The sequence below is a fragment of the Kitasatospora gansuensis genome (genome assembly GCF_014203705.1).
In the GTDB taxonomy this organism is placed as follows: domain Bacteria; phylum Actinomycetota; class Actinomycetes; order Streptomycetales; family Streptomycetaceae; genus Kitasatospora; species Kitasatospora gansuensis.
Map to the genome: position 1 here is coordinate 5201357 of NZ_JACHJR010000001.1, position 20837 is coordinate 5222193.

Annotated in this window: 20 protein-coding genes; 12 read left to right on the top strand and 8 right to left on the bottom strand. The window is 72.8% G+C overall.

What is annotated here, in order from left to right; all coding sequences use genetic code 11:
* Positions 1–20: 20 nt before the first annotated feature.
* On the top strand, positions 21–323 hold the full coding sequence (locus F4556_RS23270) for a GroES family chaperonin (RefSeq protein WP_184925018.1): 303 nt from the start codon (positions 21–23) through the stop codon (positions 321–323).
* 135 nt (positions 324–458) lie between these two features.
* Here the strand turns inward: F4556_RS23270 and F4556_RS23275 are convergent, their stop codons facing one another.
* A complete protein-coding gene (locus tag F4556_RS23275) occupies positions 459–2714 on the bottom strand; it encodes a transglycosylase domain-containing protein (RefSeq protein ID WP_184919205.1) in 2256 nt (751 codons plus the stop codon).
* Between the two features lie 299 nt (positions 2715–3013).
* On the opposite strand from F4556_RS23275, the gene F4556_RS23280 reads away from it, so the two are divergent.
* The 7 genes from F4556_RS23280 (at position 3014) to F4556_RS23310 (ending at position 10274) form a co-directional block, all read left to right on the top strand.
* Positions 3014–3814, top strand: a complete 801-nt coding sequence (locus tag F4556_RS23280) for an ABC transporter permease (RefSeq protein ID WP_184925021.1) — start codon at positions 3014–3016, stop codon at positions 3812–3814.
* Positions 3807–4634: an ABC transporter permease gene (locus tag F4556_RS23285; protein ID WP_313068521.1), complete on the top strand. Its 828-nt coding sequence runs from the start codon at positions 3807–3809 to the stop codon at positions 4632–4634. Before F4556_RS23280 ends, F4556_RS23285 begins: the two co-directional genes overlap by 8 nt.
* 23 nt (positions 4635–4657) lie before the next feature.
* The gene (locus F4556_RS23290; protein ID WP_184919207.1) at positions 4658–5617 is read left to right on the top strand and encodes an ABC transporter ATP-binding protein; all 960 of its coding nucleotides are present in this window, start codon (positions 4658–4660) and stop codon (positions 5615–5617) included.
* 138 nt (positions 5618–5755) lie between these two features.
* Positions 5756–6874: a DegT/DnrJ/EryC1/StrS family aminotransferase gene (locus tag F4556_RS23295; RefSeq protein ID WP_184919210.1), complete on the top strand. Its 1119-nt coding sequence runs from the start codon at positions 5756–5758 to the stop codon at positions 6872–6874.
* Between the two features lie 58 nt (positions 6875–6932).
* Positions 6933–7877, top strand: coding sequence for a Gfo/Idh/MocA family protein (locus F4556_RS23300; protein WP_184925027.1), 945 nt, complete (start codon positions 6933–6935; stop codon positions 7875–7877).
* Entirely contained in the window at positions 7874–8971 is a 1098-nt protein-coding gene (locus F4556_RS23305; protein ID WP_184919212.1) for a glycosyltransferase family 2 protein, read from the top strand. The genes F4556_RS23300 and F4556_RS23305 overlap by 4 nt, the downstream gene beginning before the upstream one ends.
* Before the next feature lie 13 nt (positions 8972–8984).
* Positions 8985–10274: a nucleotide sugar dehydrogenase gene (locus F4556_RS23310; protein WP_313068525.1), complete on the top strand. Its 1290-nt coding sequence runs from the start codon at positions 8985–8987 to the stop codon at positions 10272–10274.
* Positions 10275–10281: 7 nt separating this feature from the next.
* Here the strand turns inward: F4556_RS23310 and F4556_RS23315 are convergent, their stop codons facing one another.
* On the bottom strand, positions 10282–11280 hold the full coding sequence (locus F4556_RS23315; protein WP_184919214.1) for a Gfo/Idh/MocA family protein: 999 nt from the start codon (positions 11278–11280) through the stop codon (positions 10282–10284).
* A 114-nt stretch (positions 11281–11394) separates the two neighbouring features.
* Here F4556_RS23315 and F4556_RS23320 point away from each other — a divergent pair, with 114 nt between their 5' ends.
* On the top strand, positions 11395–12702 hold the full coding sequence (locus tag F4556_RS23320; RefSeq protein WP_376775798.1) for a DUF445 domain-containing protein: 1308 nt from the start codon (positions 11395–11397) through the stop codon (positions 12700–12702).
* A 12-nt stretch (positions 12703–12714) separates the two neighbouring features.
* Complete coding sequence (locus F4556_RS23325) at positions 12715–13791, top strand: adenosine deaminase (RefSeq protein ID WP_184919216.1); 1077 nt, start codon at positions 12715–12717, stop codon at positions 13789–13791.
* Between the two features lie 2 nt (positions 13792–13793).
* Here the strand turns inward: F4556_RS23325 and F4556_RS23330 are convergent, their stop codons facing one another.
* The 4 genes from F4556_RS23330 to F4556_RS23345 form a co-directional block, all read right to left on the bottom strand.
* Positions 13794–14477 (bottom strand): YidC/Oxa1 family membrane protein insertase, encoded by a 684-nt coding sequence (locus tag F4556_RS23330; RefSeq protein WP_184919218.1) that lies wholly within the window; start codon positions 14475–14477, stop codon positions 13794–13796.
* Between the two features lie 113 nt (positions 14478–14590).
* A complete protein-coding gene (locus F4556_RS23335; protein ID WP_221503679.1) occupies positions 14591–14884 on the bottom strand; it encodes a DUF6412 domain-containing protein in 294 nt (97 codons plus the stop codon).
* Between the two features lie 131 nt (positions 14885–15015).
* The gene (locus tag F4556_RS23340; RefSeq protein ID WP_184919222.1) at positions 15016–16104 is read right to left on the bottom strand and encodes a Gfo/Idh/MocA family oxidoreductase; all 1089 of its coding nucleotides are present in this window, start codon (positions 16102–16104) and stop codon (positions 15016–15018) included.
* A 56-nt stretch (positions 16105–16160) separates the two neighbouring features.
* On the bottom strand, positions 16161–17066 hold the full coding sequence (locus tag F4556_RS23345; protein WP_184919223.1) for a lytic polysaccharide monooxygenase auxiliary activity family 9 protein: 906 nt from the start codon (positions 17064–17066) through the stop codon (positions 16161–16163).
* Between the two features lie 297 nt (positions 17067–17363).
* Between F4556_RS23345 and F4556_RS23350 the strand changes: the two genes are divergently transcribed.
* Together F4556_RS23350 and F4556_RS23355 are read left to right on the top strand one after the other, a co-directional pair.
* Positions 17364–18143: an HAD-IIA family hydrolase gene (locus F4556_RS23350; RefSeq protein ID WP_184919225.1), complete on the top strand. Its 780-nt coding sequence runs from the start codon at positions 17364–17366 to the stop codon at positions 18141–18143.
* Positions 18144–18299: 156 nt separating this feature from the next.
* The gene (locus F4556_RS23355) at positions 18300–19010 is read left to right on the top strand and encodes a uracil-DNA glycosylase (protein ID WP_184919227.1); all 711 of its coding nucleotides are present in this window, start codon (positions 18300–18302) and stop codon (positions 19008–19010) included.
* Positions 19011–19151: 141 nt separating this feature from the next.
* On the opposite strand, the gene F4556_RS23360 is transcribed toward F4556_RS23355, so the two are convergent.
* The gene (locus F4556_RS23360; RefSeq protein WP_184919229.1) at positions 19152–19814 is read right to left on the bottom strand and encodes a 3-oxoacid CoA-transferase subunit B; all 663 of its coding nucleotides are present in this window, start codon (positions 19812–19814) and stop codon (positions 19152–19154) included.
* A 3-nt stretch (positions 19815–19817) separates the two neighbouring features.
* On the bottom strand, positions 19818–20597 hold the full coding sequence (locus tag F4556_RS23365; protein ID WP_184919230.1) for a CoA transferase subunit A: 780 nt from the start codon (positions 20595–20597) through the stop codon (positions 19818–19820).
* Positions 20598–20837 lie beyond the last annotated feature (240 nt).

Consider the following 20837-nt stretch of genomic DNA (forward strand, 5'->3'; position numbering starts at 1 on the left):
GCGCCAAGCTGCCGATCAAGATGCTGCACGACCGGGTGCTGGTGAAGACCGAGGGCAGCGAGGGCGAGCGCCGCTCGACCGGCGGCATCCTGATCCCGGCCACCGCCGAGCTGAGCAAGCGATGCACCTGGGCGGAGGCCGTCGCGGTGGGTCAGAGCGTGCGCTCGGTGGAGCCAGGTGACCGGGTGCTGTACGACCCCGAGGACAAGCTGGAGGTCGAGGTCCGCGGCGCGACGTACGTGCTGCTGCGCGAGCGCGACCTGCACGCCGTGGCGGCGACGCGGTTCGGCGACACGGAGGGTTCGACCGGTCTCTACCTGTGAGACCTGTGAGACCCGTGGGCTTCAGGCTTCGTCCGGGAGCAGGTCGACCTGCTCGAGGAACTCCAGCTGGTCGAAGTAGAGCCGGTAGCTGACGATCCGCGGCCCGGTGTTCTTGCCGCCATTGTCCCACCGGGGCTAGGGGCTCGGCAGCGGGGAACCGCTCGGGCTCGGGCTGGGGGAGGGGGAGCTGCTCGGGCTGGGCGTCGGGCTCGGGGACGGCGAAGGCGACGGCGACGGCGAGGGGGTGGGCGTCCGGAACGGCGTCGGGCTCGGGGTCGGGGTGGGGGTGACGGTGGGTGAGGCCGGGGTGCTGGGCTGGGTGTTGCCCCGGCTGGGCCGGAGGTCGAAGGTCTGTACCGGGGTGCCGCGGAGGGCGGCGGTCATGTAGCTGGTCCAGATCTCGGTGGGGAAGGCGCCGCCGTTGATCCGGCTGAAGCCGGCCGTGCCGGCCAGCGAGAGCTTGGCGTGGGTCTTCGGATCCTCCCGGAACAGGCCCACCACGGTGGCCAGTTCGGGGGTGTACCCGGCGAACCAGGCCGAGCGGTTGTTGTCGGTGGTGCCGGTCTTGCCGGCCGCCGGGCGGCCCAGGCCGAGGGCCCTGGCACCGGTGCCGGCGGGGCTGATCACGTCCTGCAGCACGTCGGTGACGGCATCCGCGGTGCCCCGGCCGACGGCGTTGCGGGCCGGGTGGGCGGGCAGCTCGGGCAGGTCGGAGTAGCCGCCGGAGCGTTCCAGCTTGAGCACGGCCCATGGGGTGAACGCCTGGCCGTGGTTGGCCAGTGTGGCGTACGCCGAGGCCAGGTCGATCGCGCTCGGGGTGGCGGTGCCCAGGGTCATCGAGCTGTTGGCCGGGTCCATGCCCGGCACGGTGTCCGGGAGGCCGAGCCGGATCGCGGTCTGCCGGACGTGGTCGAGGCCGGCGTCCACGCCCTCCTGGGCGTAGACCGAGTTCACCGACTTCACCATGGCGTACCGCAGGGTCACCGAGCCGTAGTCGACGTCGTCCTCGTTGGGCGGGGCGTAGGCGGTGGGCCCGCCGGCCACCGGGCGGCGGCTGGTGCCCTCGTACAGGGTCTGGGTGGTGATCGGGCGGCCGTCCTGGGTGGTGTGCTCGCCGTCGAGTCCGGCCGCCAGGTCGATCGGCTTGAAGGTGGAGCCGACCTGGTTGTCCTGCCGGACCGCGTCGTTGTACTGCTGCTTGGCGTAGTCGGGGCCGCCGTAGACCGCGACGATCTTCCCGCTGGCCGGTTCGACCGAGGCGCCGGAGACCCGGACCGCGGTGTCGGTCTCCGGCCGGGCGGCCGGGTCGAGCTCGGCGGTCAGCTCCTGCTGGACGGCCTGCACGAAGGCGTCCTGCCTGGGCTTGTCGAAGGTGGTGGTGATCTTCCAGCCGCCCGCCTTCAGGGTGGCCGCGTCCAGCACGTTGGTGCTGGTCAGGTAGTCGTCGGCGATGTCCACCAGGTACCCGGCCTGGCCGCTCAGGCCGGTGGCGGGCTGCGGGTCGATCGGTTCGGGGAAGGTGGTGGCGGCCCGGGTGGCGGCGTCCAGGAAGCCGAGCTGGACCATGCCGTCCAGGACGTAGTTCCAGCGGGCCAGCGCCTTGGCCTGGTTGGCCGGGGTGCTGTTCTTCACGTCGTAGGCGCTCGGGGCCTGCAACAAGGCGGCCAGGTAGGCGCCCTGAGCAAGGGTCAGCCGCGAGACGTCCACGCCGTAGTAGGCCCGGGCGGCGGTCTGGATGCCGTACGCGTTGCGGCCGAAGTAGCTGGTGTTGAGGTAGCCGGCCAGGACCTCGTCCTTGCTCTGCTGCTGGTCCACCTTGAGGGCGATGAAGAGCTCCCTGACCTTGCGGGCGACGGTCTGGTCCTGGGTCAGGTAGTAGTTCTTCACGTACTGCTGGGTGATGGTGGAGCCGCCCTGGGTGCCCTTGCCGGTGGCCGTGTTCCAGGCGGCCCGGACCATGCCGCGCAGGTCGACGCCCTTGTTCCGGTAGAAGCTGCGGTCCTCGGCGGAGACCACCGCGTGCTGGGTGTCCAGCGGGACCTGGCGGATCGTCACGTCCTGCCGGTTGACCGAGCCGGTACGGGCCAGTTCGGTGCTGCCGTCGGCGTAGTAGTAGACGTTGCTCTGCGCCACCGCCTGGGAGTTGGCGTCGGGCACCGGGACGATCAGGTAGAGCGTGACGAAGCCCGCGAGGGCGAGCAGGACCAGGCCGAGCAGCCCGCCGACCGCCATCCGCCAGGTCGGCACCACCCGCCGCCACCAGGGCAGGGCCCGGCGCCGGGCCTTGCGGGCGGCCCGCCGGGCCCGGCGGCGGCCGCGCCGGGAGCCCTCGGCGCGGTCCTCCCACTCGAGGCTGTCGGGCGCGGGCGGCAGGTCCGGCTGCTGGCTCATGGGGGGAATTATGTGGGATCTGATCCACCATCAGACCGGTTTGACGATGCGTGGCCCTCGGTAATTCGGCTGCGCGGGAACCGGGTCGGCGCTACGTTGAAAGGTGACAACCACATAGCGCAGCAGGACAGACGCAGCTCCGCCCGCAATCCCCGGTACCCCCGGGGGTCAGCCGGTCGGGGCCGTTCGGGGCTGCCCCCGAGGTCTTTTCGGCTGTGCCCTCCTGCCTGCCAAAAAGTCGACAAGGAGACAAAATGCAGCTCGCTCAGCGGCTCCGGCCACCCGGAGGGACCGGCCCGGTGCGCCTCTACCTCGCGGTCGCCGCCGGCTCGTTCCGCCGCTACTCCACCTACCGGGCCGCCACCCTGGCCGGGGCCTTCACCAACACCGTCTTCGGCTTCATCCTGGCGTACACCTTCCTCGCGCTCTGGCAGGCCAGGCCGGGGGTCGGCGGGTACGACACCAACCAGGCGGTGACCTACATCTGGGTCAGCCAGGCGCTGCTGATCACCGTCGCGGTCTGGGGCGGCGGCTTCCAGGACGACGTCCAGGAGCGGTTCAGGAACGGGGACATCGCCGTCGACCTGTACCGGCCGGTGGACTTCATGGGCTGGTGGCTGGCCGCCGACCTGGGCCGGGCCGCGTTCCAGCTGATCGGGCGCGGCGTGGCACCCACGGTGGCCGGGGTGCTCGCCTTCGACATCCGGCTGCCCGCGCACCCGTACACCTGGGCGGCCTTCCTGGTCTCGGTGCTGCTGGCCGTGCTGGTCAGCTTCGGACTGCGCTACCTGGTCTCGCTCACCGGCTTCTGGCTGCACGACTCCGAGGGGGTGCGCTCGGTGATGGTGGTGGTCGCGCTGTTCTTCTCCGGGGCACTCCTGCCGCTCACCCTCTTCCCGGGCAGGCTGGGCGAGTTGGCCCGGCTGCTGCCCTGGTCCGCGCTGATCCAGCTGCCGACCGACGTCTTCCTGGAGCGCCGCTCCGGCACCGCCCTGCTCGGCGGGCTGGGCTTCCAGGCGGCCTGGGCGGTGCTGCTGCTGGCGGCCGGCCGGCTGGTCCAACTGCTGGCCACCCGCAAGGTGGTGGTGCACGGTGGCTGACACAATGACGGCCCGGACGGCCTGGGCACTGCGCTCCTGGTGGCTGATGGCCGGGATGTGGACCCGCTCGACGATGGCCTACCGGGCCTCGTTCGTGATGATGCTGGCCGCGAGCACCACGGTGACCGCGCTCGACTTCGTGGTGCTGCTGCTAATGTTCCAGCACACCGAGCAGCTCGGCGGCTGGTCGCTGGGTGAACTCGGCTTCCTGTACGGGACGTCGAGCTTCGCGCTCGGGATGGCCAACCTGCTGGTCGGCAGCGTGGACGCGCTCGGCGAGCGGATCCGTACCGGGACCCTCGACACCATGCTGATCCGGCCCGCGCCGGCGCTGGCCCAGGTCTGCGCCGAGCGCTTCTCGCTGCGCCGGGTCGGCCGCCCGGTGCAGGCCGCGGCGATCCTGGCCTGGTCGCTGACCCGGGTCGAGGTGCACTGGACGGCCGACCGGGTGCTGCTGCTGGCCGTGCTGCTGCTCTGCGGCAGCGTCATCTTCTGCGCGATCTTCATCGGCTTCGCCACCGTGCAGTTCTGGTGGGGCGAGGCGGGCGAATTCCAGAACGCCTTCACCTACGGCGGCGCCACCATGCTCCAGTACCCGCCGACGGTCTTCGCCAAGGAACTGGTGGCCGGGACGGTCTTCGGCCTGCCGATCGCCTTCGTCAACTGGCTGCCCGCGCTGCACATCCTCGGCAAGCCCGACCCGCTCGGCCTGCCGGCGGCGTTCCGGTTCGCCTCGCCGCTGGCCGCCCTGCTCTGCGTGCTGGCCGCCGGACTGGCCTGGCGGGCCGGACTGCGGGCCTATCGCGGCACCGGCAACTGAACACTCGTGACAAGGAGTTGGACATGGCACTGATCGAACTCGAAGACGTCCGACGGGACTTCACCATCCGGACCAGGGCCGGGCGGCTGCGCCGGGAGAAGCGGGTGGTGCACGCGGTGGACGGGCTGAGCTTCACCGTCGGCGCGGGCGAGTGCGTCGGCTACATCGGCCCGAACGGCGCGGGCAAGTCCACCACGATCAAGATGCTCACCGGGATCCTGGTGCCCACCGCGGGGCGGCTCCGGGTGGCCGGGGTCGAACCGGCCAGGGAGCGGGTCGGGCTGGCCCGGCGGATCGGCGTGGTCTTCGGCCAGCGCACCACCCTGTGGTGGGACCTGCCGCTGCGCGACAGCTACGAACTGGCCCGCAGGATCTACCGGATCCCGCCCGACCGGTACCGGGCCAACCTGGCGCGTTGTGTCGAACTGCTCGACCTGGGCGCCCTGTTGGACACCCCGGTCCGGCAGCTCTCGCTCGGCCAGCGGATGCGCGGGGATCTGGCGGCGGCGCTGCTGCACGACCCGCAGGTGCTCTACCTGGACGAGCCCACCATCGGTCTGGACGTGGTGAGCAAGGCGAGGGTGCGGGAGTTCCTGCGCGAGGTGAACCGGGCGGAGGGCACCACGGTGCTGCTCACCACCCACGACCTGACCGACATCGAACAGCTCTGCGGCCGGGTGATGGTGATCGACCATGGCCGGGTGGTCTACGACGGCAGCCTGGACGGGCTGCACACCGCGGGCCGCAGCGAACGCACCCTGGTGGTCGACCTGGCCGAGCCGCGGCCTGCGATCGCCGTGCCGGGCGCCCGGGTGGTCAGGGTGGACGGCCCCCGGCAGTGGCTGGCCTTCCCGGCCGAGCAGAGTGCCGCCCCGCTGGTCGCGGCGGTGGCGGAGCGCTATCCGCTGGTGGACCTGTCGGTCCGGGAGCCCGCCATCGAGGACGTGATCGCCCGGATGTACGCGGAGGTGGCGATCGGCTGAGCCGGCGGTCGTCGTGAGGCCGAGCCGTCGGTTGCCGTTCGGCCGCGGTCACTCGTCCGGGTGAAGCCGGTGACTCCGGGGTGTCGTGGACAGTTGACACTCCGGATCACCGGACAGGCTTGTGAGGGGTGCGCGCGGATGGCTCAGCTGGTCGGGGAGTCGGTGCCGCCGGCCCGCTCCGGCACCGGGACGGTGCCGGTGGCGCGGCCGGTGATCGGGGAGGCGGAGATCGCCGCCGCCGTCCGGGTGCTGCGCAGCGGTTCGGTCGTCCAGGGACCCGAAGTGGCCGCCTTCGAGCGGGAGTTCGCCGAGCTGGTGGACGGCAGGCACTGCGTGGCCGTCAACTCCGGTACGTCCGCGCTGCAGTTGGCGCTGACGGCGCTCGGGATCGGGCCCGGCGACGAGGTGGTGGTGCCGTCCTTCTCGTTCGCCGCCACCGCCAACGCCGTCCGGCTGGTCGGCGCCGAGCCGGTCTTCGCCGACATCGACCCGGACAGCTTCTGCCTCGACCCGGCGGCGGTGCTGGCCGCGATCGGCCCGCGCACCGCCGCGCTGCTCCCGGTCCACCTCTACGGGCACCCGGCCGCGATGGCCGAGCTGACCCGGCTGGCCGCCAGGGGCGGCCTGGCCGTGGTCGAGGACGCCTGCCAGGCGCACGGCGCCACCCTGGACGGCCGCCCGGTGGGCTCGTTCGGCGCCGCCGGGTGCTTCAGCTTCTACCCGACCAAGAACATGCACGCGCTGGAGGGCGGCATGGTCACCGTCGCGGACCCGGCGCTGGCCCGGAAGCTGCGGCTGCTCCGCAACCAGGGGATGGAGCAGCCCTACCGGAACGAGATCGTCGGGGCCAACCTCCGGATGACCGACGTCTCGGCGGCCGTCGGCCGGGTCCAGCTCGGCCGGCTGCCGGGGGCGACCGAGGGCCGCCGGGCCAACGCGGCCGTACTGGACCGGGAGTTGGCCGGCACCGGCCTGCGGACTCCGCCGGTGGCGCCCGGCGCCCGGCACGTCTACCACCAGTACACCGTCCGGGTGCCGGGCCAACGGGAGGAGTTCCGCCGGGAGTTGGCCGCGGCCGGGGTGGGGACCGAGGTGTACTACCCGGTGCCGATCCACCGGCTGCCGCCCTTCCCGGGGCGGTGGGAGCTGCCGGAGACCGAGCGGGCGGCGGCCGAGGTGGTCGCGCTGCCGGTGCACCCCACCCTGTCCGAGGCCGAACTGGCCCTGGTGGTCGAGGCGGTGCGGCGTGCGGTCTGACGGTCGGTCGGCGGGTCGTGGGCGGCCGCTGCGGGCCGGGCTGATCGGCCTCGGCGCGATGGGACGCAACCACGCCCGGGTGCTGGCCGCGCTGGCCGGGGTCGAACTGGTCGGCGTGGTGGACCCGGCGGGCGGCACCGCCCCCGGCGGCGTCCCGGTGCTGGCCGAGCTCAACGACCTGCTCGCGCTGGGTGTCGACTACGCGGTGGTGGCCTGCCCGACCGCCCAGCACGAGAGCGTCGGCCTGCGGCTGGCGGTCGCCGGGGTGCCCGCGCTGATCGAGAAGCCGCTCGCGCACGACGCCCGGGCTGCCCGCCGACTGGTGGACGCCTTCCGGGGTCAGGTGGCCGGGGTCGGCCACGTCGAGCGCTACAACCCGGCCCTCCAGCAGCTCAGGGCCAGGCTGGCGAGCGGCGAGATCGGCGAGGTCTACCAGGTGTCGACCCGCCGTCAGGGGCCGTTCCCGCGCCGGATCGCCGACGTCGGGGTGGTCAAGGACCTGGCCACCCACGACATCGACCTGACCGGCTGGATCACCGGCCAGAGTTACGCCTCGGTGGCCGCCAGGACGGTGCGCAAGAGCGGCCGCCCGTACGAGGACATGGTGGCCGCGGTCGGCACGCTGGCCGACGGCACCATGGTCAGCCACCTGGTGAACTGGCTCAGCCCGCAGAAGGAGCGCTACGTCGCGGTGACCGGCGAGCGCGGCTGCCTGGTCGCCGACACGCTGACCGCCGACCTGACCCTGCAGGTGAACGGCGCGGTGGCCACCGAGTGGGACACCGTCCGCACCTTCCGGGGAGTGACCGAGGGCGACGTGATCCGGTACGCCTTCCCGAAACGGGAGCCGCTGATGAGCGAGCACGAGCAGTTCCGCGAGGCGGTGGCCGGGCGCCCGGCCGAGACCGTCGCGCTGACCGAGGGCCTGCACACCGTGGAGGTGGCCGAGTCGGTGCTGGCCGCCGCCGGACGGCAGAGCCTGCTGGGGGTGACGGTCCGATGAGCACGCCCGACGTCACCGTGGTGGTCGCGGTCTACAACACCATGCCGTACCTGACGACCTGTCTGACCTCGCTGGTCGAACAGTCCATCGGCCAGGGCCGGTTGGAGGTGGTCGCGGTCGACGACGGCTCCACCGACGGCAGCGGCGCCGAGCTGGCCCGGTTCGCCCGCGAGCACCCCGGTCTGTTCCGGATCGAGCGGCAGGCCAACTCCGGCGGCCCGGCCGCGCCCACCAACCGGGCGATGGAACTGGCCAGGGGCCGCTACGTGTTCTTCCTCGGCGCCGACGACTGGCTCGGCCCGCAGGCGCTGGAGCGGCTGGTCGCGATGGCCGACCGGTACGAGTCGGACGTGGTGCTCGGCAAGATGGTCGGGGTCGGCGGCCGGCACGTCCCGCAGGGCATCTTCGACCGCACCGAGCCCTCGGTGGGCTTCACGGACTCCGCGCTCGCCTGGGCGCTCTCGGACACCAAGCTGTTCCGCCGCGAGCCGCTGGTCCGGCACGGACTGCGCCGCCGGGAGGACCTGCCGGTCTACTCCGACCAGCCGTTCACCCTGCAGGCACTGCTGCGGGCCCGGCGGGTCTCGGTGCTGGCCGACTACGACTGCTACCACGCGGTGCTGCGCGCCGACCGGGCCAACGCCACGGTGCGCTCGGGACACCGGGACCGGCTGCGCGGGCTGACCGAGATCCTGGCCGTCACCGACCGGCTCACCGAGCCCGGCAGCGAGGTTCGCCTCGCCCTGCACCGGCGCCACTTCGGCTGGGACGTACCGCAGTTGCTGCAGGCCGAGCTGCTCGGGAAGCCCGAGGCCGAGCAGCGCCACGTGGTGGCCGAGGTGGGCCGGCTGGTCCGGGCGCACTGCGACGTGCTGGCCGAACTGGGTGAGCCCGAACGGCTCCGGCTCGAACTGGCCCGCGGCGACCGGTTCCGGGCGGTCCGGGGGCTGATCGAGGACGAACTCGGCCGGGGCACACCGCGGTTCGAGCTGCCCCGGCAGCTCTGGCGCGACATGGTCCCGGAACGGGCCCGGCGCGAACTGCGCCGACGGCAGGGCTGGCGGAGCTTCGCCAACCGGATGACACGGGGCTGAGGGGGAGTTGACGGTGGGTCGGACGATCTGTGTGGTCGGTCTCGGGAAGATCGGGCTGCCGCTCGCGGTGCAGTGTGCCGGAAAGGGGCACCGGGTGCTCGGCGCGGACACCGCGCCCTTGGTGGTCCGCCAGGTGAACGACGGTCAGGCGCCGTTCCCCGGTGAGGCGGACCTGCCCGAGCGCCTCAAACTCGCTGTCACCGCTGGGCAGTTGACGGCACACTCGGACACCTCGGCGGCGGTCGCCGAGGCGGACGCCGTGCTGGTCGCGGTGCCGCTGCTGACCGGCGAGGACGACCAGCCGGACTTCACCCTGCTGGACGCCGCCACCCGCGCCGTGGCGGCCGGGCTGCGCCCCGGCACGCTGGTCGGTTACGAGACCACGCTGCCGGTCGGCACCACTGCCGGGCGGCTGGCCGGCCTGTTGGCCGAGGGGTCGGGGCTCCGGCCCGGGGCGGACTTCGCGCTGGTGTTCAGCCCCGAACGGGTCTCCTCCGGACGGGTCTTCGCCGATCTGCGGCGCTACCCGAAACTGGTCGGCGGGATCGACGAGCGCTCCACCCGGCAGGGCGTCGAGTTCTACCGCGAGGTACTGGACTTCGACCCGCGCCCGGACCTGCCCCGCCCGAACGGCGTCTGGGCGCTCGGCTCGGCCGAGGCGGCCGAGTTCGCCAAGCTGGCCGAGACCACCTACCGGGACGTCAACATCGGCCTGGCCAACCAGTTCGCCCGGTACGCCGACCGGATCGGGGTGGACCTCGCCGAGGTGATCGAGGCCTGCAACTCGCAGCCGTACAGCCACCTGCACCAGCCGGGCGTCGCGGTCGGCGGCCACTGCATCCCGGTCTACCCGAGGCTCTACCTGGCCGGCGACCCGACCGCGACGGTGGTCGAGGCCGGGCGGGTGGCCAACCTGGCGATGCCGGAGTACGCGGTCGGACGCCTGGCCGACGCGCTCGGCGGTCTGACGGACCGTGCCGTGCTGGTGCTCGGTGCCGCCTACCGGGGCGGGGTCAGGGAGACCGCGTACTCCGGCGTCTTCCCGCTGGTGGCCGCGCTCCGGGCGGCCGGGGCGCGGCCGTACGTCGCCGATCCGCTCTACGACGCGGCGGAGCTGACCGCCCTGGGCCTGCCGCCGCACCGGGGCGAGCCGGTGGTGGCGGCGGTGGTGCAGGCCGACCACGCGGAGTACCGCACGCTGGGGGCGGCCGACCTGCCGGGCGTCCGGGTGCTGCTGGACGGGCGCCGGGTCACCGACCCGGCGCGTTGGGCGGGCGTGCGGCGGATCGTGCTCGGCGCCTGACGGTCCGTCACTCGCCCGGGTAGCGCACCCCGACCTGGGCCCGGACGGCGTCCAGCGTGCGCATCACCGCGAGCGTGCCGTCCAGCGGTACCAGCGGCGACTCGGTCAGCCCCGCCCGCAGGCAGCGGACCACCTCGGCGGCCTCCAGGCCGAGCCCGTGGCCCGGGCCGCGGTCGAGCACGTACTCCTCGGCGGGCTTCCCGTCCTGGTGCAGCACGAAGCTCGTGGCGTGGAAGAAGTCGGCGGGCAGCTCGATCCGGCCGGTGGTGCCGTGCACCGAAGCCCGCTGGCCGTAACCGGCCACCAGCGAGCAGCTGAGCAGCGACAGTGCTCCGCCGGGGTGGCCCAGCACGATGCCCGTGTGCTCGTCCACGCCGTCCGGCGACAGCGTGGCCACCGCCTTGACCTGCTCGGGCTCACCCAGCAGCAGGTGGGCGAAGGAGACCGGGTAGACGCCGAGGTCCAGCAGGGCGCCGCCGCCCACCGCCGGGTCCCAGAGCCGGTGGGCGGGGTCGGCCGGGGCCGGGAAGCCGAAGTCGGCGTGCACCGCCCGCACCTCGCCGATCGCGCCGTCCCTGACCAGCTCGACGATCCGGCGGACCGCCGGGTTGAGGTACATCCACATCGCCTCCATCAGGAAGCTGTTCCGCGCCCGGGCGGTGGCGACCAGCTCCTCGGCCTGACGGACGTTCAGCGTGAACGGCTTCTCGCACAGCACCGCCTTCCCCGACTCCAGCATCAGCGTGGTGGCGGCCAGGTGGGCGACGTGCGGGGTGGCCACGTACACCACGTCGACCCCGGGGTCGGCGGCCAGTTCCGCCCAGGAGCCGTACGCCCGGGGGATGCCGAAGCGGTCGGCGAAGGCGCGCGCCGAGGGCTCGCTCCTGGAGGCCACGGCGGCCACCTCGGCGCCGGGGACGGCGAGCAGGTCCTCGGTGAAGGCGGCGGCTATCCCGCCGGTGGCGAGCACGCCCCAGCGGATCGGTCGGTCGGAGCTGGTCGTCATGCGTGACACCCTTCGGAGGTCCGGTCCCTCGCGGGCCCGGAGCGTGCTGCGTCCCTGATCTGTCCCGGAGAAGAACGTGGCTACGTCGGATGATCGGGCCGGGCGGGGCAGACTATCCAGGTGAGCGTCGATCAGAAGGTCAGGCCGGTGACCGGTTTGGGCGTCAGCTTCACGGCGGCCGACGAGGAGAAGCGCCGGGGCGTCCGGCGGATGAAGCTGTTCGCCACCGGGCTGCTCGGGCTGGCCACGGTGGTGTTCGCGCTGGCCACCTGGGCGGACGCGGCCGGTGCGGGAGCCTGGGCCGGGTACGTCGCGGCGGCGGCCGAGGCGGGGATGGTGGGTGCGCTGGCGGACTGGTTCGCCGTCACCGCGCTGTTCCGCCGCCCGTTCGGACTGCCGATCCCGCACACCGCGATCATCCCGACCAAGAAGGACGCCTTCGGCCAGTCGCTGGGCGACTTCGTCGGCGACAACTTCCTCTCCGCCCCGGTGGTCCGGGACCGGCTGGGCCGGATCGGCATCGCCCGCCGGCTCGGCGAGTGGCTGGCCGCGCCGGGCAGCGCCGAGCGGGTCACCAGCGAGGCGGCGGCCGCGCTGCGCGGAGTGCTCGCGGTGCTCAACGACGACGACGTGCAGGCCGTGGTGGCCGAGGCGGTCACCCGGCGGGCCGCCGCCACCTCGGTGGCCGAACCGGCCGGGCGGCTGCTCGGCAAGGTGGTCGCCGACGGCGGGCACCACGGGGTGGTGGACCTGATCGCCGTCCGGGTGCACGACTGGCTGACGGAGCATCACGAGGATGTGGTCCAGCGGGTCACCCAGAAGACTCCGGGCTGGACCCCGAAGTTCATCGACCATCAGGTCGGTGAGCGGGTCTACAAGGAACTGATGCGCTTCGTCACCGACATCCGGGACGACCCGCAGCACCCGGCCCGGGGCGCCGTCGACAACTTCCTGGCCGACTTCGCCACCGAACTCCAGCAGGACCCGGCCACCATCGCCCGGGTCGAGCGGGCCAAGGCCGACCTGCTGGCCCGCCCCGAGGTGCAGGAGCTGATCGCCTCCTCCTGGTCGGCCGTCCGAACGTTGATGCTGTCCGCCGCCGAGGACGAACAGAGCGAGCTGCGCCGCCGGATCAGGGACGGGCTGCGCTCGTTCGGCCGGCGGCTGGCCACCGACGCCAGGCTGCAGGCGAAGACCGACGGCTGGCTGCAGGACGCCGCCCAGTACGTGGTGGAGACCTACCGGGCCGAGATCACCGCGCTGATCTCGGAGACCGTGGCGGGCTGGGACGCGGACGACGCCTCCCGCAAGATCGAGGCCAACGTCGGCCGGGACCTGCAGTTCATCCGGATCAACGGCACGGTGGTCGGCGCGCTGGCCGGACTGCTGATCCACACCGTGGCTCTGGCCCTGGGCGGTTGAGTGCGGGTTAGCATGGCGCGTCTGCAGCGTACGAAGGAGAACGAAGTGGTGGCTCAGGGCAAGCGCGGCATCGAGGCGTTCATCGCGGGGATGCCCAAGGCCGAACTGCACGTCCACCACGTCGGTTCCGCCTCCCCGCGGGTGGTGGCCGAACTGGCCGCCCGGCACGCCGGGCAGAGCAAGGTGCCGACCGACCCGGCCGCGCTGGCCGAGTACTTCAACTTCACCGACTTCGGGCACTTCATCGAGGTCTACCTGAGTGTGGTGGACCTGATCCGCGACGCCGAGGACGTCCGCTCGCTCACCTTCGGGGTGGCCGAGGACATGGCCCGGCAGAACATCCGGTACGCCGAACTGACCGTCACCCCGTACTCCTCGGTCAGCCGGGGCATCCCGGACGTGGCCTTCATGGAGGCGATCGAGGACGCCAGGATCAGGGCCGAGAAGGAACTCGGCGTGGTGCTGCGCTGGTGCTTCGACATCCCCGGCGAGGCCGGTCTGGCCGCCGCCGAGGAGACCACCCGGCTGGCCGTCGACCTGGCGCCCGAGGGTCTGGTCAGCTTCGGGCTCGGCGGCCCCGAGATCGGCGTGCCGCGCCCGCAGTTCAAGCCGTACTTCGACCGGGCCCGCGCGGCCGGCCTGCGCAGCGTCCCGCACGCCGGTGAGACCACCGGACCCGAGACGGTCTGGGACGCCCTGCGGGTGCTCGGCGCCGAGCGGATCGGCCACGGCACCCAGGCGGTCAAGGACCCGTCGCTGCTGGACTGGCTCGGCGAGCACCGCATCCCGTTGGAGGTCTGTCCGACCTCCAACATCGCCACCCGCGCGGTGCAGCGGATGGAGGAGCACCCGATCCGTCAGATGGTCGACGCCGGCCTGCTGGTGACGGTCAACAGCGACGACCCGCCCATGTTCGGCACCGACCTGAACACCGAGTACGCGGTCGCCGCCCGGCTGCTTGACCTGGACGAGTCCGGGGTCGCCGCGCTGGCGCGGAACGCGGTCGAGGCGTCCTTCCTGGACGCACCCGGCAAGGCCCGGATCATCGGTGAGATCGACCAGTACCTTGCCGGGTGGGACCAGGGCTGAGGTCAGCCCGCCTGCGGTGAGCTCTGGGTAGTGCGCTCGCGGTGCAGCCAGGCCCGCTCCGCGAGCGTCCAGGCGGTGGTGGTGAGCAGGTAGAGCGCGCCGGCCAGTGGTAGCAGGACCGCGAACAGCGCGGTGCCGTACGAGAGGTACGGCATCAGCGCGGCGCCGGGTGCCGAGGGGTCGACGATGCTGCGGCGCCCCCGGCGGAAGCCGACCCAGCCGAGCGCGGCCAGGGCGGCGAACAGGGCCCCGAAGACGAGCAGTTCGGCGGGGGCGTGGGCGCCGGCCGGGTGCAGGCCGAGCGGGACGCCGAACACGGTCGCGCCGAGCAGGTCGTTCGGCGTGGTGAAGAGCCGGTACATCACGGTGAAGAACGGCAGTTGGACCAGCATCGGCAGGCAGCCGGTGAACGGCGAGGCGCCCTCGGCACGGTAGAGCTCGGCGCTGGCGGCGCGGAGCTTCTCCGGCTGCTTGCCGTGCTTCCGCTTCAGCTCGGCGAGCTGGGGTGCGAGCCGGATCCTGGCCCGTTCTCCCCGGGCGGCGGACCGGGACAGCGGGTGCAGCAGCAGCCGGACGCCGATGGTGAACAGCACGATCGCCAGGGCGGTCGGCAGCGGCTGGGCCAGGGCGGCGACGGCGTCGTGCGCCAGGCCGACGGCGGGGTCGAGCAGGGTGAAGACGGACATGACGGGGTGAGCCCTCCGGGGTCTCGGATACGAGAGGTCGGCGGAGGACGGCCGGTGAGCCGTAGCTGTTGCTCGGTGTGGTGGCGCGCGATGGGTGTGTCGGCGCGGTGGGCTCAGGCGGCCGTCAGGGCCGCGCCCGGTGCCCTGGGGCGACGACGGCCCCGGGCGTCCGGATCACGCTGGGGCAGGAAGGCGGACCGGAACGCGCGCCTGCGCAGCGCCCGGTCCCGCACCGCGCTCGGAGCCTGCGCCCCGAGCAGCCGGGCCGTCGACAGCGCGGCCGCCGCCACCCCGGCCAGCAGGACCAGGGTGGCAGCGGCGGCGACGACGCCGAGGCCGCCGGAACCGGCCAGTTGATCACCCGTCAGCACCCGGACCAGGCCGAGGAGTACGGCGAGCAGTGTCATGGCCGGACCTCCTCCGGTGCGGGGCGAGAGCTTCGGCGTCATCTTACGCCGACGGGGTGACGGGTTGGCCGGGCGGGTTCAGGTCAGCGGTCCGGTCAGCGGTCCGGTTGGTGGGCCGGTTGGTGGGCCGGTCAGTGGCCCGGGCCGGGCAGTCGGACGGTGCTGCCGGTGGCGGCCGAGCCGCGGGCGGCCTCCAGCACGGCGAGGGTGGCGACGGCGTCGCGCGGGTCGACCGGGGGCGGCGTGCCGTCGGCGAGGGCGGTGGCGATGCCCGCGTAGTAGGCCGGGTAGTCGCCGGGTGCGGTGGGGCACGGGGCTGACGACTCGTCGGTGCCGAGCGTGCCGTGCTGGGCCGGGTCGTCCGCGCCCCACGGGGTGCCGGTGCCCGGGCGGCGTCCGGCCCTGAGGTCGGCCTCCTGCGGGTCCATGCCGAACTTCACGTACCCGGCGGCGTCGCCGAGCACCCGCAGGCGGGGGCCGCCGAGGGCGGCGATCGCGCTGGTCCACAGGTGCGAGCGGACGCCCGAGGCGTGGGTGAGGGCGAGGAAGGCGTCGTCGTCCACCGCCGCGCCGTCCCGGCGGACGTCGATCTCGGCGTAGACCGACTCGACCGGGCCGAACAGCGTGAGGGCCTGGTCCACCAGGTGGCTGCCCAGGTCGTAGAGGGTGCCGCCGACCTCGGCGGGGTCGGCCAGTTCGCGCCAGCCCGCCTTGGGCTTGGGCCGGAACCGCTCGAACCGGGACTCGAACCGGTGCACCCGGCCGAGCGAGCCGTCCTCGACCAGCCGACGGGCGGTCAGGAAGTCGCCGTCCCAGCGGCGGTTCTGGAAGACCGACAGCAGGGTGCCGGTGCGCTCCGCGAGCCGGCACAGCTCGGCCGCCTCGGCGGCGGTGGCGGCCAGCGGCTTGTCCACCACGGTGGGCAGCCCGGCGGTCAGCGCGGTGCGGGCCAGCGGTACGTGAGTGCGGTTCGGGGAGGCGATCACCACCAGGTCGAGCCGGCCCTCGGCGGCCTGGTCGAACAGCTGCTCGGGCGTGCCCAGCGGGCGGGCGTTCGGGTGTTCGCGGTGCAACTGGGCGCGGCGGTCGGGGTTGGCGGTGACCACCGCGTCCAGCTGCAGTCCGGGGGTGGTGGCGATCAGCGGGGCGTGGAAGGCGGAGCCTGCCAGGCCGTAGCCGACCAGGCCGACACGGAACGGGGGGCGGGGCGTGCTGCTCATGCCCTTACTCAACCACGACCCCCGCTCCGGGCCGGTGCGGCGCGGTTGCCCCGGCGTCAGCGGGCGGTCCGGCCCTCGATCCGGCGACGGCGGTGCAGGACGGCGACGGCGCCGCCGGCCAGGACGAACGAGCTGCCGACGGCGGCCATCAGGCCGGTGGAGCGGTCGGTGCCCGTTTCGGCCAGCTGCTGGGCGGTGGCGGGGGCTGCTGCGGGTGCGGCGGCCGGGGCGGCTGCGGGTGCGACGACCGGTGCTGCGGCGTGGTCGTGGTGCGCGGAGGTGTCCGAGGCCGGGACCACGGCGGCCGGGGCGGCGGCCGTACCGCTGCCGTCGAAGGCCACGTCGGAGCAGGTGTAGAACGCCTCCGGGCTGTCCGAACGCTGCCAGATCGCGTAGACCATCTGACGGCCGGTCTTGCCGGTCGGGATGGTCACCGGGAACGAGTAGTAGCCGTTCACCACCTGCGGGTCGGTGATGCTGGCGAACGGTGTGGTGTCCAGGTTCGACCAGCTCAGCGGGAGGTTCGGGTTGTAGCTGCTGTTGGTCATGAAGAGCTGGAAGGTGCCCCGGTGCGGCGCGGTGGCCCGGAACTTGAACGTGGTGCTCGCACCGGCGGTCAGGTTGGTGGCCGGCCAGTCGTTGCGGGCCAGGTCGAGCCCGACGAACTCGGCGGCGTTCGCGCTGCACAGGCGGCCGTCCGGGATCAGCTGGCGGTGCCGGCCGGCCGCGTCGCCGATCCGGACGCCGTTCCAGTCGTACATGGCCTGGGTGCCGCCGACGGCGATGGCGGCCTTGCAGGCGGCCGACTTGGGCTGCTCCGGGTTCTCCAGATAACAGCCGTACACCCGGCTGAGCGGGTTCTGCAGGGAGCCGTGGGCCGTGGCGGTGCCGGCGCCGAGCGCGGTGGTGGCCAGTGCGGTGCCGGCGAGGGCGACGACGACGGCGGTGCGACGAAGAGACATGGTGGGGGTGCTCCTTCAGCGGTGGGGGTCGCTGAGAAGTACGCTAGCCAGGCGCCGCTTGGCAGTTGACGGGCACTCAGATCTGTTAGGAACCCTTTAAGCCTGCCTTGAGGTGGCCATGAGGATCGATCCGAGAGGCGGAGCCGGCCGTCCGGTGGGCGGGACGTGCTCCCGTCGGGCAGGCGTGCGGATTAGGCTGTGCCCCGTTGGGGCAGCGCAGTATCCCTGGTGGGGCTCTCCGGGGCACCACTCTCACCGCTATCCGCACGACCTCGCACGACTTCGGGAGACACGCACGTGGCAGAGCGCAAGCCCATCGAGTCCTGGCTGACCGACATGGACGGCGTCCTCATTCACGAGGGCACGCCGATCCCCGGCGCGGAGGAGTTCCTCCGCCGCCTGCGGGAGTCCGGCAAGCCGTTCCTGGTGCTGACCAACAACTCCATCTACACCCCCCGGGACCTCAGCGCCCGGCTGGCCGGTATGGGCCTGGAGGTGCCGGAGGAGTGCATCTGGACCTCGGCCCTGGCCACCGCCAAGTTCCTCAAGGGCCAGCGCCCGGGCGGCACCGCGTACGTCATCGGCGAGGCCGGTCTGACCACCGCGCTCTACCAGGCCGGCTACGTGCTGACCGACAAGGACCCGGACTACGTGGTCCTCGGCGAGACCCGCACCTACAGCTTCGAGGCGCTGACCAAGGCGATCCGCCTGATCAACGCCGGGGCGCGGTTCATCTGCACCAACCCGGACGAGACCGGCCCGTCCCCCGAGGGCGTGCTGCCGGCCACCGGCTCGGTCGCGGCGCTGATCACCAAGGCGACCGGTGTCGACCCGTACTTCGTCGGCAAGCCCAACCCGCTGATGATGCGCGAGGCGCTGAACAGCGCGGGCGCCCACTCCGAGACCGCCGTGATGATCGGCGACCGGATGGACACCGACATCGTCGCGGGCATGGAGGCCGGCATGGAGACCATCCTGGTGCTCACCGGTCTGACCGCCGAGGCGGACGTGGAGCGCTTCCCGTACCGGCCGACCCGGGTGGCCAAGTCGATCGCCGACCTGATCGAGCTGATCTGATCGGGTCGTCTGATCGAGTTGCTCTGACCTCTGCTCGACTCCTGTGCCCCTTCGGTCCGGCTGGTAGCCGGTGGCCGGAGGGGCGCTGTCGTGTCGGTACGGGTGTGTAGCGTTCGGGGTGTCAGATGACGTTGTGCGGTGAGAGGCAGTGGGGCTGTGACGGAGCTGGTGGAGACGGTGGCCGGGTTCGAGGTGCCGGAGTCCTGGCGCGGGGCGCTGGCGGGGGAGTTGGCCAAGCCGTACTTCGGTGAGCTGGCGGCCTTCGTGGCGGAGCAGCGGGCCGAGCACCAGGTCTTCCCGCCCAGCGGGCAGGAGTTCGCGGCGCTGGCGGCCACGCCGTACGAGAAGGTCCGGGTGCTGGTGCTCGGCCAGGACCCGTACCACGACGACAACCAGGCGCACGGGATGAGCTTCTCGGTGCAGCCCGGCGTCAAGACCCCGCCCTCGCTGCGGAACATGTTCAAGGAGCTGGACGCCGACCTCGGCATCCCCGCCCCCGACAACGGCTACCTGATGCACTGGGCCGAGCAGGGCGTGCTGCTGCTCAACGCGGTGCTCACGGTGCGCGCGCACGAGGCCAACTCGCACAAGGGCAAGGGCTGGGAGAAGTTCACCGACGCGGTGATCACGGCGGTCAGCGACCGACCCGAGCCGTGCGTCTTCGTGCTCTGGGGTAACTACGCGAAGAAGAAGCTGCCGCTGATCGACACCTCCCGGCACGTGGTGGTGCAGGGGGCGCACCCCTCGCCGCTGTCGGCCCGGCTGTTCTTCGGCAGCCGTCCGTTCTCGCAGATCAACGAGGCGCTGACCGGGTTCGGCAGCGAGCCGATCGACTGGCGGGTGCCGAACCTGGCCGAGCAGGGCTGACGAGGCGTCCGGTCACCCGGGCCCGGCCTGTCGAGGTGGGCCGGGCCCGGCATGACCGGTTGAGGGTGGGTCAGCTGGTCGGTAGATGGCCGGTCAGATGGTGTGTCGGATAGTGTGTCGGATGGTGTGTCGGATGGTGTGTCAGAGCAGCTTCGGGCCGGTGGCGGCCTGCACCTCGTCGAAGGTGTGACCGGGGGCGACCTCGACCAGGCGGAGGCCCTCGGGGGTGACGTCGATGACGGCCAGGTCGGTGACGATGCGGTGCACCACGCCCCGGCCGGTGGCGGGCAGTGACAGCTCGTCAACGATCTTGGGGGAGCCGTCCCGGGCGGTGTGCTCCATCACCACGATCAGCCGGCGGGCGCCGTGCACGAGATCCATCGCACCGCCCATCCCCTTGACCATCTTGCCGGGGATCATCCAGTTGGCCAGATCGCCGGCGGCGGAGACCTGCATCGCGCCGAGCACCGAGACGTCGATCCGGCCGGCCCGGATCATGCCGAACGAGAACGCCGAGTCGAAGTACGCGGCGCCGTCGGCGACGGTGACCGTCTCCTTGCCCGCGTTGATCAGGTCGGGGTGCTCCGCGCCGTCGTACGGGTAGGGGCCGACACCGAGGATGCCGTTCTCCGAGTGCAGCACCACGTGCACGCCGGGCGGCAGGTGACCGGGGATCAGGGTGGGCAGGCCGATGCCCAGGTTGACGTACTGGCCGGCGCGGAGCTCGCGGGCCGCCCGGGCGGCCAGAGCGTCGCGCGGGTCGAGCGCGGTTGTGGTGGCGGTGGTGGTGCTGTCGGCGGTCATGGCTCAGCTCCCCTGGGGGGTGGTGGAGTTGGTGGGCAGGGCCCGGACGGTGCGGCGTTCGATCCGGCGGTCGGCGGGGTCGGCGGCGACCACCCGGTCGACGTAGACGCCGGGCAGGTGGATCGCGTCCGGCGGGAGCTGGCCGGGCTCGACGATCCGGTCCGCCTCGACCACGGTGGTCCGGCCGGCGGTGGCACAGAGCGGGTTGAAGTTGCGCGCGGCGGCGTTGAAGACGCAGTTGCCGTGCCGGTCGGCCACCTCGGCGCGGACCAGCGCGTAGTCGGCGGTGATCGCCTCCTCCAGCAGGTACCGCCGACCGCCGAACTCCCGGACCTCCTTGGGCGGTGAGGCCAGCGCGACGCTCCCGTCGGCGGCGTACCGCCAGGGCAGGCCGCCCTCCTCGACCTGGGTGCCCACCCCAGCGGGGGTGAAGAAGGCGGGGATGCCCGCACCACCCGCGCGCAGCCGCTCGGCCAGTGTGCCCTGCGGGGTGAGCTCGACCTCCAGCTCGCCGGACAGGTACTGCCGGGCGAACTCCTTGTTCTCACCCACGTAGGAGGAGGTCATCCGGGCGATCCGGCCGGCCCGGAGGAGCAGGCCGAGCCCCCAATCGTCCACCCCGCAGTTGTTGGACACCACCCGCAGACCGGAGGTGCCGGCGCCGACCAGGGCGCCGATCAGCGTGCTCGGAATGCCGCAGAGACCGAAGCCGCCGACGGCGAGCGTCGCGCCGTCGGGGATGTCCTCGACCGCGCGGGCGGGGGAGTCCAAGACCTTGTCCAAGGGAGTCACCTCATGAGGGGGTTGGGACGGTGCCGCAGGAGGTCGGGACCTTGCTGCGCCCACCACCTTCTCCGCAGCCGACCGGGGCTTTCCATGGCGGCCGTGGCCATGGGAGTGGCCCGTCCCATGTCGATCAGGCACATGAGCCGGGGTGATGGCCGGGGATATGGCGGTCCGGCACATATCGACAGCTGACGCTGCGTCGTCCCGTCACATGTCGCCCACCCGACGCCGCACCTA